This is a genomic window from Mucilaginibacter sp. (genome assembly GCF_965277465.1).
Classification (GTDB): domain Bacteria; phylum Bacteroidota; class Bacteroidia; order Sphingobacteriales; family Sphingobacteriaceae; genus Mucilaginibacter.
On sequence record NZ_CBDICW010000001.1, the window covers coordinates 596,826 to 612,226 of the forward strand.

A 15,401-nucleotide genomic window follows, 5' to 3' on the forward strand; every position below is an offset into this window, starting at 1 on the left:
TGCCCCTTATATGCCCTCAATACCATTTACCCAAGCACCGGTTGCCAGCCAATGGGATATTAATGTTTACATGATGAATTTATTGAAAGATAGGTATAAGATATATCAATAGCTTTTATTTATAGGTTAAGACTGGCTATATTGTTTCGGTTTCATTCCAATATGATCTTTAAAAACGGTTGAAAAATGACTTAGGTTAGTAAAGCCCAGCTTATATCCCGTATCAGCTACTGATAGCTTTTTTTCTTTCAGCAAAAAGGCAGCCTCTTTCATCCTGAACTGCTGGTAATAATTAAAAATACTACTACCGAAAATTTGTTTAAATAAACGCTTTAGTTTGGTTGGGCTCATACCGGCAGATAAGGCCAGATCTTTTATTAATGGCGGAATTTCCAGGTGTTCCAAAATTTGCGCTTTAACTTTATAAATGGTTTGAATATCATTGTTATTTAAAGCGTAAAGCTGTTGTGTATCCCGCTTTTCAAGTTCCATTAATAATCTGCAAACCAGTTCTTCAGCCTTTATCCGCATAAAAAAGAGCTTAAAAACCTCATCAACCGGTGCTGATACAATTTCATCCACAATTTTCTGTAAAGAAGGATAGATCATTTGCTCGAAAAATAAAGGCTGAGTATGCTGCAGGAGGCTTTGCAAAGCCGGCGATTTTTCTGACAGGGGAAACAGGCTGTTCAAATAACCTGCATCAACTTCTATGTTAATAGTTGCCGTGTTGGTATGGATGGGGATAACGGCTTCAGTGCTTAGGCTTTTAGTAGCAATTAATACAGAAGGTGTGACTTTTGAGTACTTCCCTGCCGGCAAGGTTTCGGTTTCGGGAAAGATATTCTGGAATTTAAAAAGGATAGTTCCTGCTGTAGCATTAAGATCTGGATTTTCCACAGCCAAATCTTCATGAAGTTCATAATTGAAGATCAGCATCCGGATATGTTTATTAAAAACAAACCCGTAGCAATAGCCCTTACCAAACTTTTCAGGAATTTCTAAGCGCCAGTTTTTTACTGCTGTCCCTAACAAATGGGCAAGCCTTTTCAGTACAGTTGGTTCAGTTTGTTGTTGATCCTTTTCCATAAAAGTCTTTTACGGCTGTTTTTGTGTCTTTTAGGGTCATTCTATCTCTAATATACACAATAGTTTTGCAGTACAATAAAAAACAATAAGCATGATACTGAAGGATAAGCAAATCGCCATTATAGGTGGTGGTCCGGGAGGGTTAACCTTAGCGAGGCTGTTACAGCTCAGCGGTGTAAACTTAAAGGTATATGAACGGGATTTTGATGCAGCTGCCCGTGTGCAGGGCTCACCGCTTGATATGCATGAAGAATCGGGATGGGCTGCTATACGCAAAGCTGGTTTGGCAGACGAGTTTAAAAAGAATGTTCGTAAAGGTGCAGATAAAAAGGTTATCGTAAATGAACGGGCAGAAATTATTTTCAGCGACCACAAACCCAGCCCTGAAAAAGATTTAGGCGATGAGCCTGCCCGCCCCGAAATAGAAAGGGGGGCATTAAGGAAAATATTTTTAACGTCTTTAAAGCCGGAAACGGTTGTTTGGAACAGCCATTTTGTTTCAATGGAAAAACAAAATGAAGGTTGGTTACTGTATTTTAAAAACGGATCAGCGGCTTACGCAGATGTTGTAATTGCTGCTGATGGTGCCAGTTCAAAAATTCGCCCGTACGTTACACCTATCAAAGCTTTTTATACAGGTATTACCATGCTTGAAATTAATGTTGAAGATGCAGCAAAAAAGATACCCCATATTTATACATTGCTAAACGGTGGTAAGCTAATGGCTTTCGAAAACGGACAAAACATATTGGGCGGCCAGAAAGCGAATGGCAGCCTGGGTTTTTACGCAAGCTTTAAGCCCGCTGAAAACTGGGCATTAAACAGCGGATTGGATTTTGCTGATAAAACACAATTATTGGCCTGGTTTAAAAAAGAATACAGCGGATGGAGCAATACCTGGTACAAACTTTTTGAAAATGCGGGAACACCTGCTACGCCCCGGCCAATTTATTGTATGCCTTTGGATCAAACTTGGAAAGCCATGCCCAATTTAACATTACTTGGCGATGCCGCCCATGTAATGCCGCCCTTTGAAGGTGAAGGCGCAAATACAGCCATGTTTGATGCGCTGGAACTAAGCGACTGCCTAACCTCAAATAAATATAATACGGTGCACAAAGCCATTGCAGCCTATGAAGTAAGCATGCGGCACAGAGCGGCCAATGCAGCAAAAATATCACTTGAAAACGGAGCGCTGATGCATAGCGAAGGTGCACTTAAAAAGGTGCTGAACGTTTTTGGAATAGAAACCCCGCCTATCAGCTAACCTCAAGCTTATATCCTTTGCCGCGGATAACAACAATGTTGATATTAGGATCAGGCTCCAGTTTTTTTCTAAGTTTTGATATGAACATATCCAGACTGCGCCCTACAATTACGCCTTCGTCTTCCCATATCTCTTTTTGTAGCCGGTTCCTCGCTATGGTTTCATTGGGCGACAGCGCTAAAATCCGCAGTATCCGGTTTTCTGTTCCGGTTAGGTCTATGATATTTTTATTTATTACTAATTGCCGTTGCTTTGCATCAAACAACACTGCTCCTAAAGTTAACATGCCGGTATTTTGATCCGTTGGCGCTGCTCTCCGCGGTTTAACCGATCTCAAAAAAACAAAACCAACAAACGCTAAAAATGGCAGGCTGCCCAAAATATACCTATTCTTTACTGTGCTTATGCCCGTGTGTTTGAATTGGATATTGATCATGTAAGAGGCTTTCGGTTGCTTTCTTCCAAGGCATGCTACAATATCATCTTTTTTATTTTGCGATATAGCATATCCATAAGCAACACTGGAGTTACCACTGTTTAAAACATTAACCACATAATCACCTGCGAGCGGATCTTTGGCCAACAAACGCCGGGTGGTGTTCACCAGGGAATCCGGTTGAAAAGTGAATTTATTTTCAAACATGATCTGGTACTCATTTGCTGCTATCTTTTTTACCGGGAGCACCCTTGAGGTACTGTCGCCCGATTGTAAGAGTAACTCATGTCCGATCCTGCGGAGCAAAATTTCCCTTCTGGCAATATCAAAGTCGTCACTCCTGTTTATGCTGAAAGCCACGCAGATTGCAGAGATAAACAGGAGTAATATCAGTGTAAGCAGGTATTTGCTTTTCCCGGAGAGCAGATTTCGACTAAGATGCATAACGTCAGGCTTTTATTTACAAAGTTTACATTTTTATTTACAATCCAAATTCCCCGTGCTGAAAGATATCAAAGTAATTTCGCTGCATCAACTTTGATAATAGCAGAAAAATGAAGATACATACACAAATTTACACCTTATTCCTGGTGTTTGCTTTTTACACCTCCTGTAAAGGGCCAAGCCAAACAAAAGGACCGTATATCTGGTCCGAAACTACAGACTCTATCAATTTTAATAAAACTTTTAGGAATATAAAGCAAGATAGGAGCGGGAACATTTTGATTGCTTACAATAAAGGCGTGGTTAAATACGATGGAAAATCGTTTACCAACCTTACAAGCAGAGTTGGTTCGCCCATGTTTTGGGATGTTCTGCAAGATCGGAAAGGAAATTTTTGGTTAGCCACCAGGGATTCAGGCGTTTACTATTATAATGAGAAATCGTTGCCCGTGGGTCAGTCAGGCATACCTGCCAAACGGGCAGACTTTAAACATTTTACAACCAGAGAGGGGCTTGCCAACAATAGAGTTACGGCTATTTATGAAGATAAAGCCGGTAATATTTGGTTCGGCACAGAAGGAGGAGTAAGCCGTTACGATGGGCAATCTTTTCAAAATTTTACAACTAAAGAAGGACTTTCCAATAACAGTATCACTATTATAACTGAAGACAAGACCGGGAAATTATGGTTTGGCAGCCCTGGCGAACTTTGTTTTTATGATGGAAAAACATTTACCATTTTCAAAAACAAGGCCGGTAAAACTTTTACCGGCGTTAGGTCGATAATGGAAGATAGAAAAGGCAATATTTGGTTCGACGCCTTTTTACTCGCAGATAAAAAAAGAATATCGCCCGGTGGTGTTATTTTATATGGTGAGCAGGGCCTTTGGCGCTATAACGGCAGTACCGTTACTAAGGCATCGAAGAGGCGAGTTATTACCATGATAGAAGATAAAAAAGGAAACATCTGGACGATTAGTGTAACAGATCCTAATAAGGGGGGCTGGGCACTTTCCCGTTATGATGCAAATTCCTTGTACGATAAAAATCCTGCTGTAACCGAAATTATGGAGGGAGCGGCTATAAATATTACTTCATTTATCAGGGGGATATTAGAAGCTAAGGATGGAAGTATCTGGTTTGGAGGAGTCACGGGCGGGTTGTATCGTTATGATGGAAAGACCATCATGGTTTTTTAAAGATGAAAAATGCAGCAATAATGTGTATTGCTGATTTAAATCATTCAGCCTGGAGCTGATAGTTGTTAAAAGCGATTATAATATAATTAAAAGAATAAATGAAAAACTACTCATCTATTTACGCTTTGTTGCTGACGCTTGTTTTTTGTACACCTTGCAGGGGACAAGTAAAAACAGACTTGCCAAAAGACAATATAAAGGCTGGAGCCAGGAGCGTAATCAATTCCGCAGGGCCCAGCCAAATCGCCCGTAATATTATACAAGATAAAAAGGGCAATATTTGGGTTGCTGCATTTGATGGTATTTTTAGGTACGATGGAAAAACGTTTACCAATATTACCAGTAAAGTAAGTTCAGCCCGCTTCTTTTCTGTTTTGGAAGACGGGAATGGCAACTTGTGGTTCGGCTCAATCGGCTCCGGTGTTTATTATTACGATGGTAAATCGTTTAAAAATTTCACAACCAGGGATGGGCTTGCCGGGAACGACGTTACTTGTATTTATGAAGATAAAGCGGGCAATATTTGGTTCGGTACCGGTGGCGGAGCAAGCCGTTATGATGGGAAGTCCTTCAGAAATTTTACAACCAAATCCGGGCTGTCCGACAATGATATTAATTTAATCATCGAAGATAAAACAGGCAAATTTTGGTTTGGCACAAGGGGTAATGCCTGCTTTTATGATGGAAAAAAATTTACAGTTTTCACCTATAAGGGCAAGCCCTTTACAAATGTTCGTTCTATCATCGAAGATAAAAAAGGCAATATCTGGCTTGGTGGCTTTGATGGGCTTTGGCGTTGCAACGGCAGCACATTTACCAATTTCAGCCGGAATTTTGTGGGTTATATCTACGAAGATAAAAAGGGCAATATCTGGACAAGTTCAGAAAAAGCCAACGGCCAGGATTGGGCACTATATCGTTTTGACGAGAAAGCTTTAAATGGTTTTGTAAGTGCTAAGAGCCAATGGGCGCTATCCCGTTATGATGAAAGATCCTTATCAAATAAAAAGCCCACTGTAACCGAAATAAAGCCAAACCATGGAATGATCTGTGGGATTTTAGAAGCTAATGATGGGCGAATTTGGTTTGGAGCCTCTGATGGGGTGTATTGTTATGATGGAAGTAACATTGCCAGCTTTAACCGTAAAAAGAAATAAAATCATCCAAGATGCTTTTACTTTTCGGCGGCAAGTATTTCCTTAATAGCGATTTTCTGCTCCGGATCATCAAAATTTGGTGCCTGATGCCCTAATTCGGAATTTAACATGATCAGTTTTGCCGGCAAAAGTTTTGAAAATGCGATGGCCGGTGCAGGGTTAACCAGATGATCTTGCAGCGAGGTGATGATCAGCATTTTTGCCTTGATGTGCTTTGCCGCTTCGCTTAATGAGCCATTATAGTTTTTAGCAATATCTTGTCCAAGTACAGCAATTAATTGGTAGTAGGTATCATTCCAATCGGTTGCTCTTGGTGCCTTCTCTACGTTTTTTAATAATGCGTAGAAATTTTCGCGAGGTATTGTTTTTGCCTTGTATGCCGGAGTGGTGAGGCTAAAATCAAGGTACATGGCTGCAGGTGCAATTATTGGATTAACCTTGTAATGCCCATGGTTAAAAGCAGTATCTGCTTCGATTATTTTACGCACGATATTTAAATTATACAGATCGTACCCATTAAGTTGCGGGCTGCCAACCAATGGAATAAGGCAATCGGCAAAATCGGGAAAACTTACACCCCATTGAAAGGTTTGAAATCCACCCATTGATATACCCATCACTGCGTGCAGATGTTTGATGTTTAACTTTTGTATAAGCAACTGGTACTGGCTTTGTACCATATCGCCGATTGAAAACGCGGGAAACGCCGGGCCATGTTGCCTGACACTATTAGATGGCGATGAGGATACACCATCGCCCAAGGCATCAACAATAATTAAAAAGAAACGGGTAGTATCAACCACTTTCCAGGGCGACATATATTGTTCAACATTTTTTGCTGTGCCGCCAAACCAGGTCGGAAACAATACACCATTTGTTCTGCTTTCGTTTAAATGCCCATAGGTACGGTAGCCAACACGGCAATCCTTCAAGATCCCGCCCCCTTCGAGTTTAAAATCGCCTAATTGAGCAAATTGCTGCCTGTCGGTCACCTTAATTACGGCGCTTTTTTGAGCCTTGCAAATAACAGTACTCCATAAAAAACATATAAAAACAAAGATGGTTAAGCGGCCCATTTACAAGATAATTTAAGTTTGAAACTGGAAAATTAGACAAATTTAACAATTAAAGGCAGCGGGTTAACAAGACACATGAAATGATAAAAAATGTCGAATCTAATAGCGGATTAAATTTAGATCACTTCGAATTACTGCTTTAAGTGGATTTTAGCTTGCTATTCTGTCTTCAAACTTTTTATCGGGTTTGCTGATGCTGCTTTTATGGACTGGAAGCTTACCGTTATCAATGTGATTAGTATAGCGCCAATAGCTGTAATGAAAAATATCCACCAGGCAAAATCGGTATGGTACTGATAATTGTTCAGCCAGTTGTGCATAAAGTAATAAGCCACAGGCGAGGCTATAATTATTGATATAGATACCAGTATGGCAAAATCTTTTGATAGCAATTGCCACAGGGCGAACACGGATGCGCCAAGCACCTTACGTATACCTATTTCTTTAACTCGCTGTTCGGCCATAAATGATGCCATGCCAAACAGCCCGAGGCAACTGATAAAAATAGCCAGGCCGGCAAATACGGTAGCCAGTTTGCCTATGCGTTCCTCGTTTCCAAATTCTTTGGCATATTCCTGGTCAACAAAGTGATACTCAAACGGCTGTTGTGGATTTTCGGTTTTTAACACCGAAGCGATGTTGCTAATAGCTTTACCAGTACCCATTGTCGGGCTTATCTTTAACAGGATACAGCCTCCCGCCCATTTAGCCAAAAAATAAACCATTGGTGGCACCTGCCCGTAAGGCGACCGGTTAATTACGTCTTTTGTTACTCCTATGATTTTAAACCGTTTACCATAAAAGGTTATGTAGCTTTCTGTCGGTTTTTTCATGACCATAAAATCAGCCGCTGCCTGGTTAATGATCACCGCCGCTGAATCGGAAATGAATGAAGGTGAGAAATCGCGGCCTGCGCCTAATTCCCAGCCAATGGTTTTGCCATAATTGTATGAAATATCTTCCTGGCCAAAATCTGCACTCAGATTAGGGTCTTTTCCGGGCCATGCAACACCGCCTGTAGTACCTGCAACTTTATTTGGCGGAGCATCTGCTTCGGCCATTTCAGTTATTGTGCCGTTACTTGTCAGGGCCTGTTTTATCACATCAAAATTTTGGTGAATTTCCATAGACCGGATGGGTATTACAACCAATCTGTCCTGGCTATAGCCTACGGGGCGGTCTTTGGCAAAAAGTATCTGCCGGATAACTACAATAGTACCGATGATGAGCACAATAGAAACGGTAAACTGAAATACCACCAGTACTTTACGCGGGGCTGAAGCCAGCCGCCCGACCAGAAACACCCCCTTCAATACCTTTACCGGCTTAAATGACGACAGGTAGAGTGCCGGATAGCTGCCACTGATAATAGCAGTGATAAAACTGAGGCCAATGCCCGCGAGCCAAAATGCCGGGCTGTTCCAGGGAATGGCTATCTGTTTACCGGCCAGCTCATCGAAGGCTGCAATACTTAATTCAACCAACAGTAACGAGGCTAAAAATGCCAGCAATACGCAAAGTAATGATTCGCCGTAAAACTGGTATATCAATTGGCTGCGCGATGAACCAATTGCCTTGCGTATCCCTACTTCGCGCGCGCGTTTTTCAGACCGCGCGGTACTTAAGTTCATGAAGTTAATACAGGCCAGCAGCAGTACAAACACGCCTACAATACCAAAAAGCCACACATATTGTATTTCGCCACCGGTATTTTTTCCATCTTTAAACTCGCTGTATAAATGCCATTTACTCATGGGCTGCAGAAACAGTGCCTGTTTTACTGAAGCTGCAACTGGTTTTAAATGCCGGAGCATTTCATCCCTTATTTTTAAAGATACCTTGTCAAGGTCGGCATTGGGAGCCAGTTGAACATATAAGTTAACAATGCCTGGTCCCCATGGATCAATCATTCCGCCCAGGCCTGCCTCAAAGTGGCCCCATGAACCAATAAAGGCCATGCCTGCAAGCGTGGTATTCGCGGGCAGATCTGCATAAACGCCGGCTATTTTTAGATTATCTAAACCGTTCCACCTCAAATTTAACTTCAATATTTTACCCATTGGGTTCACATTGCCGAAAAGTGCCTTTGCTGTAGCCGCGGATATTAATATCGACGATGGATCCTTTATCGCATCGCCTCTGCCTTTGAGCATGTTTAGTGTAAACAGGGCTGGCCCTCCGCTTTCCATAAAGCAGCCTTGCTCGGTCAGCTTTTTATTACCTGAAGCCACTATATAATCTCTTGGGAGTGTTGCCATGGCTACAGCCTTAAAATCACTGCCATAGTTTTTGCGCAGCTCGGCTGCTAAAGGATACGGTACGTGCAACGAGGTTTTCACTTCGCCATTATTGGTTATATTTTGTACTACCTGGGCTATACGGTGGTAATTACCGTGATTTTTATTAAATGATACTTCATCCAAAATCCACAAACTGATAAGCATCACCACGGCCATGCCCACTGCAAGACCACCTATATTAATAAACGATAAAGCTTTATTTCTAACAAGGTTGCGCCAGGCAATTTTGAAATAATTTTTAATCATGTAATTGCGATTTGATTTTACAGCAGCCCAGCTTAACGGGCTTTGTGAACGCAATATTACCGGCGGTAAGTGTGATGGAGTGGCCAACTTATCATTTGGCAGTTCTTTTTTCAGGCCGTTCTTATATTCTACCGGGGTTTTGCCGGTCATCTCTTTAAAAACGCGGTTGAAAGTTCTTTGAGAATTAAACCCCGACTCATAGGCAATTCCCAGCAGTGTGAGCCGGTCGTGGGCCGGGTCGCGCATTTTCCGGGCAGTTTCACGTACTCTGAACTCATTAATAAAGTCGTTAAAGTTTTTTCCCAACCCCACATTAATAATCCGCGATAAATCGTGCGGGTGGATATTCAGCTTTACCGCCAGGGAGGTCAATGTCAGTTCTGCATCTTTATAAAGATGATTTGCAGCTACGGCTTCCTTTAGCCTGCGGCTTTTTTCCTTTGCATCATATCTATCGGTTACCGGCGTGGCCAGTTGCGTGGTGCTATCCAATTTTAATATCACTTCGGCAGCCATGCCAATAAGCACAAAAGCAATGGTAATGCTCAAGGCATCATTAAACAGCCATAACAGGCAAAGCAAGCCGAGCAGTTGTAAGGCCCTATCTAACCTGCGGAAGGCAAAGCGCGGCCTATCCATTAGCAACGGCTGCAATCGGTTATAAAAATGCTGTATCAATCGGTGCGACAGGTATAAATAAATAATAACCGAAATGATTACCAGCCAACCGGGCATCCAATATGCAACCAGCAAAGGGCAAAAATGCAGTATATCCTTTCGTGCAAATTGAAGATTTGCTGCCGTCATCCGCCGCACATAAAAATACAATAGCGGCCCCAGCGCCGGTAAAAAAATCGGCGATAGCCCGCCAGCCTTCAGTACAATTACAGCTAAAGCGGCACTTAAAAACAGGTTGGATGTTTGGCCTTCTCTTTTTGCAAGTGCTAAAAGCAGCGCAAGTGTAAGCCCCGAAAACAGGGTTGCCATAGCGGCTACATGGTACAGATTAGTATAGAATATATCAGGATTCAAGTAATTAAAATAGACTAAAGGTTGTTCCAAATTTACAACATATTGATCTATACAAAATTATGCGAGAATAAATATACCAAACGAGCCGCCGCTTTACTTACAGCAATCATAAAAGCATGATTGTCTAATTAATTTACCATTCCGCAGATCAAACAAGGCAAGCAAAACGAGCCAGGTTAGGATGAAACCGCAATCCCGTTAAAAAGCTTCGCCAACATTTAATATTAAAGCATCATATCCTTTACTAAATCCGTAATCAAGGCCTATGTTTGTGTTTGATCCCTTATTAAACTTGATGCGAAGGCCTGTGCCGGCAGCAGGGTGCCATGAAGTAAATAAGGTGCCTGAACCACTAACGGAATTGATGTTGGTAAAGGCGACAAAGCCCAGCAAACCGTTAGCTGTAATATCCCGGCGATATTCCGTTTCAAAGTAAAATAGTGATTTGCCACGGTAACGGTTTTGATCCATGCCTTCGCCAGAGCGGTTATAAGGATCCCAGCCAATACTCGGCAGGTCGAGATAAGGGGCATCGCTATTAAAAACCGTCCAGAAATATGACCAAAAGGCAAGCGTATTTTGCTGATTAGGTTTGGATGGATTCATGGCTACATATTTTCTCAGATCAATGTACAACGAATTCCAGTAATTATCACTTCCTAAAAAGCTTGGGTTTGCCCGGTAAACAACATTGGCATAAGCGCCTGGCAGTGGGTTAATAGAGTTGTTACGGGTATCGTAGAGCAGGTTAAAGGTAATGCCGGAAGAAACCGAACTGCCTTTGGTGCCATAGTTGTAATGTGTGAATTGGGTAAGATTCACAGTGGGGTCATCACTTTTAATACCAGTATGGTAGTCAAGCGCATATCCAAAACCAGCAAAGAAATATGGCGTAACCTGTTTAAGCGCACTTTGGTAAAAGCGGATAAAATTATCGTCAACCAATGTTTTGTCATTGTTACTATGGCTGCTGCCCAAGCCCCAGGTATATTGCGGATAAACCAGAAAGCGGATATCGCCCTGTATGTTCCAGGTATTATCTTTTAACCAAACACTCGAACGCAACGGCAACCCGAACCTGCTTTTTAAGTTCCAGTAAGGTGCGAAGTTTACACTGGATAGGTTAGTAGTGCTTTTAGCCCCCAGGTAGGTGGCTGCGGTGGTGCTGGTGATCAGCGCACGGCCTGCACCGCCGGGTACGGAGCCAGGCACAGGCAAAATCGAAAAATAGATCTTTTTTTCGCGTTGTATCCTGGGCGCATGAGGATTGATATGGAATAAGGTCTTGCCGATATCGATTAAGTCCCGCTGGTTGGCGGTATCTTTTACCGCGTTTTTTTGCGGGATCATATTGGAGGCATCCTGCGCCATTAGGGCCGCTGGTAAAAGGCATAAACAAAATAGTATAAGCTTTTTCATGAAGATTGTTTTAATTGTTTATGGCAAGGTGAAGATGTCAATATTAGTTTATTTAGAATTTACTAAAGATTAATTTTTATGTATAGGAAATGGTTTAATGCCATTTCCATCCTCTTGTTTAGTTTGAACTTTACAGAGCTCAGCATTTCGGCTATCATTTTGCATAGAATTCGACCAAGAGCGATTTTTTAGCTATGGTGTTTTTAAGGTATTGGTATTTTTTTAATCTCATTATTCTTTAGCCGTAATATACTTTGCCGTGATGAGTAAAAGTAAAGTACGGTCTGCTTTGGCCTCATCGTAGTTTTCCTTAATCAATTGTTTGATCTGGTTATTCTTTAATTTCACAGCGGCCATCTGTAAAACCTGGAAAGATGACGCTTCCATGCTTTCTATATTTTGCATATAAAATGCTATAGCCAGATCACGAAATTCAGGCTCAGCGCTGTGTAAAACAATATCAGTAAATGCGTCATCAACCAATCCCGATAACCCGCTATAGCTGGCATCGGAGCGTTCTGCATCCAGGATATTATATATAATTTCCATTCTGGCCAACTGCTTTTCCACATCTTCCATCGTTTCCAGTATAGCGTACCGTAAATCTGAAAAATGAGCTTCATCGGCTATTTTAGGTAAGTGACCTACCAGGTGAGCTTTTGCAGCATAAATTTTATCTAAATGTTTAACGAAGAATGTTTTTAATTTTTTCGGGCCGAAACTGATTTTTTTAACCTCTTTTGGGTTCTTGTGATTTTCTTCCATTGGGTCATCGTAAATTTCAATATACGAAAGTCGCAAAATTTCGAGTTTCGGTAAATATTATCAGTAAAATAATGTTGTATTAACTAAACCAGAAATTTTTGCACCTGCATCAATAACTGGTATATATCAAAAGGTTTACTGATATAATAATCCGCACCACATTCATTAGCCAGTACTTCCAGATCTGTTTCTGCCGAAACCAGGATAATCGGCATTTTTTCTTTGTATTGCTCTTTTAGTTCAGCGCAGATTTCATCACCCCGCTTAGCTGAACCTTCAATGCGTACATCAAGAAGAATCAAATCAGGATGGATAATCTGAATATGTTCAGCTGCTTTACCTGTATTAGATAATATTACTTCATACCCTTCTTCCTGGAAAACGATATGCAGGATTTCCAAAATATCCTCATCATCGTCAATTACGAGTATTCTTTTAGACATAACGTTTTTCCATGTGCATAGCAAAGCCTGTTCCCGTTTTTGCTATTTAAGTAAATAAATTATTTTAATACTAAAGTAAACGTTAAATGGTATCAGGAGCCAGATCCTTAATAGCTATTTGAGAAAGTTTATCAGCAAATTATAAAAGACACCCAGATCTGCAGGATGTCTTTTATAATTTAAAAGGCTATTTGATGGCTTCGTCAGCTATGGCCTCACTTACTTTTTTAGAAAATTTAGCTTTTTTTTGGATAACGTCACTTGCGGCATCCTTGGCTATTGCTTTAATTTTCTTTTTCAGGCTTTTCCGGGTTTCGTTGCCGCTTTCTGACAGGAAAAGATAGGCTAAAGCGCCTGCTGCAACACTGGCGATTGCGATTCCGGCGATGAGAACGGTGTGGTCACTTTTTTTAAATGGATTTTTCATAGTTCAAATAATATAAAAGTTTGTTTCGCAATATCGTCCCGTTAAATCAGAACTTCGGCTATAAAACAGCAAAGCAAATATTTTGTTTTTTCGTTTTTTAAATACCCACCAATTTAACCATCGTTAAATTTTTTCACCAAAAAGAAAATATCTCGATAATTATGCCTACCTTGTAGACTTATTCAATAAACAATACAATGCAACAAGGAACAGTAAAATTTTTTAATGAAACAAAAGGATTCGGATTTATTACACCAAACAATGGTGGTAGCGAGATTTTTGTTCACTCTACAGGCTTAATTGATAACATTCGCGAGAATAACGTAGTTAGTTTTGATGTAGAAGAAGGCCGTAAAGGCCCTAACGCAGTAAATGTAAAAATAGCTTAATATCTATAAATATTATTGTGGGCATCCTCCTTACCGGGAGGATGCTTTTTTTTTACTTTTAAATTCTGATCTGCACTTTACATTTGTCATTGCAGAAAGGACTAATTATGAAAATGGAAAAAGAAATTAAAAACGAAGATTTAAAAATAGAATTAAGAACGCTGACCAAGGAAGATTATTTAGGCTTAAAAGCTTCGATGATTGAAGCATACGCTGAATGGGAAGGCGCTTCCTATTGGGGAGAACCACATATCAACGAACTTGTTAAAATATTTCCTGAAGGCCAGATCTGCATATTGGTCAACGGGTCAATTGCCGGCTGTGCGCTCTCACTGATAGTAGATTATGACAAATTTGGTGACAACCATACCTATGCACAAATTACTGGCAATTATACATTTTCAACACATGATAAAGACGGAGATGTACTGTACGGAATTGACTTTTTTGTTCATCCCGACCACCGGGGGATGCGCATAGGCAGAAGGTTATATGATGCACGTAAAGAAATATGCGAAAGGCATAACCTGCGGGCGATAATCGCCGGAGGACGTATCCCAAAATACAAAGACTACGCTGATAAGCTAACGCCTAAAGCCTACCTGGAGAAAGTAAAAGGTAAAGAAATTCACGATCCAACTTTATCTTTTCAGTTGGCTAACGATTTCCACGTTAGGAAGATACTAAAAGGCTATTTACCCGGAGATACGCAATCGCTTGAATACGCGTCATTATTGGAGTGGAATAATATTTATTACAACGAGGAAGCGGCTCATATCAACTCCAAAAAATCCATTATCAGGTTAGGTTTGGTGCAATGGCAAATGCGCCCATTTGAGAATATGGAATCGTTGTGCGAACAAATTGAATTTTTTGTAGATGTGATCAGTGACTACCAAAGTGATTTTGTACTGTTCCCGGAATTGTTCAATGCGCCGTTAATGACGGCTTACAACCATTTAAGCGGGGCTGATGCGATGCGTGAAATAGCAAATTTCACTATTCCTTTGCGCGATAAATTTATGGAGTACGCAATCAGTTATAACATTAATATTATAACAGGTAGTATGCCTTACCTGGACAACGGGGTGCTGCAAAATGTAGGATATCTTTGCCGCAGGGATGGTTCTTATGAAATGTACCGTAAAATTCACTTAACGCCGGCTGAACAAAGTGCCTGGGGAATGGTAGGCGGAGATCACATTACTACCTTCGATACGGATTGCGGCAAGATCGGGATATTGATCTGTTATGACGTAGAATTTCCGGAACTGCCCCGATTATTGGCAGAACAGGGGATGCAAATTCTTTTTGTGCCTTTTATGACTGACACTCAAAACGGCTATACACGGGTTAGAAGCTGCGCACAGGCCAGGGCCATAGAAAACGAATGTTATGTTGCTATAGCGGGCAGTGTGGGGAATTTACCCAAAGTTCATAACATGGATATACAATATGCACAGTCAGCTGTTTTTACGCCTTCGGATTTTTCTTTCCCAAGTAATGGTATCAAAGCGGAAGCCACACCTAATACCGAAACAACCTTGATAGCCGATGTGGATGTAGATTTGTTAAAAGAACTTCATAATTTTGGCGCAGTAAGAAACCTGAAAGACAGAAGATTAGATATTTATAAAATAATTAATAAGAGCAAGAAATAATTTTAAGCCTGGCCTATATGTTTAACGGCATAGTAGTATGTTAATGATGCA

At 40.9% G+C, this 15,401-nt stretch carries 13 protein-coding genes; 5 read left to right on the forward strand and 8 right to left on the reverse strand.

The window, feature by feature from the left end; all coding sequences use genetic code 11:
* Window positions 1-126: 126 nt before the first annotated feature.
* Window positions 127-1,089, reverse strand: a complete 963-nt coding sequence (locus ACQY4U_RS02665; RefSeq protein WP_428327827.1) for a helix-turn-helix transcriptional regulator — start codon at window positions 1,087-1,089, stop codon at window positions 127-129.
* A gap of 91 nt (window positions 1,090-1,180) precedes the next feature.
* Here ACQY4U_RS02665 and ACQY4U_RS02670 point away from each other — a divergent pair, with 91 nt between their 5' ends.
* Window positions 1,181-2,356, forward strand: a complete 1,176-nt coding sequence (locus ACQY4U_RS02670) for an FAD-dependent oxidoreductase (protein ID WP_428327828.1) — start codon at window positions 1,181-1,183, stop codon at window positions 2,354-2,356.
* On the opposite strand, the gene ACQY4U_RS02675 is transcribed toward ACQY4U_RS02670, so the two are convergent.
* On the reverse strand, window positions 2,349-3,236 hold the full coding sequence (locus ACQY4U_RS02675; protein WP_428327829.1) for a winged helix-turn-helix domain-containing protein: 888 nt from the start codon (window positions 3,234-3,236) through the stop codon (window positions 2,349-2,351). The two genes, ACQY4U_RS02670 and ACQY4U_RS02675, sit on opposite strands and share 8 nt — an antisense overlap.
* A 110-nt stretch (window positions 3,237-3,346) precedes the next feature.
* On the opposite strand from ACQY4U_RS02675, the gene ACQY4U_RS02680 reads away from it, so the two are divergent.
* Entirely contained in the window at window positions 3,347-4,435 is a 1,089-nt protein-coding gene (locus ACQY4U_RS02680; RefSeq protein ID WP_428327830.1) for a ligand-binding sensor domain-containing protein, read from the forward strand.
* A 98-nt stretch (window positions 4,436-4,533) separates the two neighbouring features.
* Window positions 4,534-5,592, forward strand: a complete 1,059-nt coding sequence (locus ACQY4U_RS02685) for a ligand-binding sensor domain-containing protein (protein WP_428327831.1) — start codon at window positions 4,534-4,536, stop codon at window positions 5,590-5,592.
* A gap of 17 nt (window positions 5,593-5,609) precedes the next feature.
* Here ACQY4U_RS02685 and ACQY4U_RS02690 read toward each other — a convergent pair whose 3' ends face one another.
* The 6 genes from ACQY4U_RS02690 to ACQY4U_RS02715 form a co-directional block, all read right to left on the reverse strand.
* Window positions 5,610-6,668 (reverse strand): alpha/beta fold hydrolase, encoded by a 1,059-nt coding sequence (locus tag ACQY4U_RS02690; RefSeq protein WP_428327832.1) that lies wholly within the window; start codon window positions 6,666-6,668, stop codon window positions 5,610-5,612.
* 158 nt (window positions 6,669-6,826) lie between these two features.
* Entirely contained in the window at window positions 6,827-10,246 is a 3,420-nt protein-coding gene (locus ACQY4U_RS02695) for an FtsX-like permease family protein (protein ID WP_428327833.1), read from the reverse strand.
* Window positions 10,247-10,444: 198 nt separating this feature from the next.
* Window positions 10,445-11,665 (reverse strand): hypothetical protein, encoded by a 1,221-nt coding sequence (locus ACQY4U_RS02700; protein WP_428327834.1) that lies wholly within the window; start codon window positions 11,663-11,665, stop codon window positions 10,445-10,447.
* A gap of 231 nt (window positions 11,666-11,896) precedes the next feature.
* Window positions 11,897-12,430: a DUF892 family protein gene (locus tag ACQY4U_RS02705; RefSeq protein ID WP_428327835.1), complete on the reverse strand. Its 534-nt coding sequence runs from the start codon at window positions 12,428-12,430 to the stop codon at window positions 11,897-11,899.
* A gap of 83 nt (window positions 12,431-12,513) precedes the next feature.
* Window positions 12,514-12,873: a response regulator transcription factor gene (locus tag ACQY4U_RS02710; RefSeq protein ID WP_428327836.1), complete on the reverse strand. Its 360-nt coding sequence runs from the start codon at window positions 12,871-12,873 to the stop codon at window positions 12,514-12,516.
* 187 nt (window positions 12,874-13,060) lie between these two features.
* Window positions 13,061-13,300: a hypothetical protein gene (locus ACQY4U_RS02715; RefSeq protein WP_428327837.1), complete on the reverse strand. Its 240-nt coding sequence runs from the start codon at window positions 13,298-13,300 to the stop codon at window positions 13,061-13,063.
* A 197-nt stretch (window positions 13,301-13,497) separates the two neighbouring features.
* Here ACQY4U_RS02715 and ACQY4U_RS02720 point away from each other — a divergent pair, with 197 nt between their 5' ends.
* Window positions 13,498-13,689 carry a cold-shock protein gene (locus tag ACQY4U_RS02720; protein ID WP_428327838.1) on the forward strand — a complete coding sequence of 64 codons (192 nt, stop codon included), beginning with the start codon at window positions 13,498-13,500 and terminating at the stop codon, window positions 13,687-13,689.
* A gap of 113 nt (window positions 13,690-13,802) precedes the next feature.
* Window positions 13,803-15,350 (forward strand): GNAT family N-acetyltransferase, encoded by a 1,548-nt coding sequence (locus ACQY4U_RS02725; RefSeq protein ID WP_428327839.1) that lies wholly within the window; start codon window positions 13,803-13,805, stop codon window positions 15,348-15,350.
* Window positions 15,351-15,401: the final 51 nt, after the last annotated feature.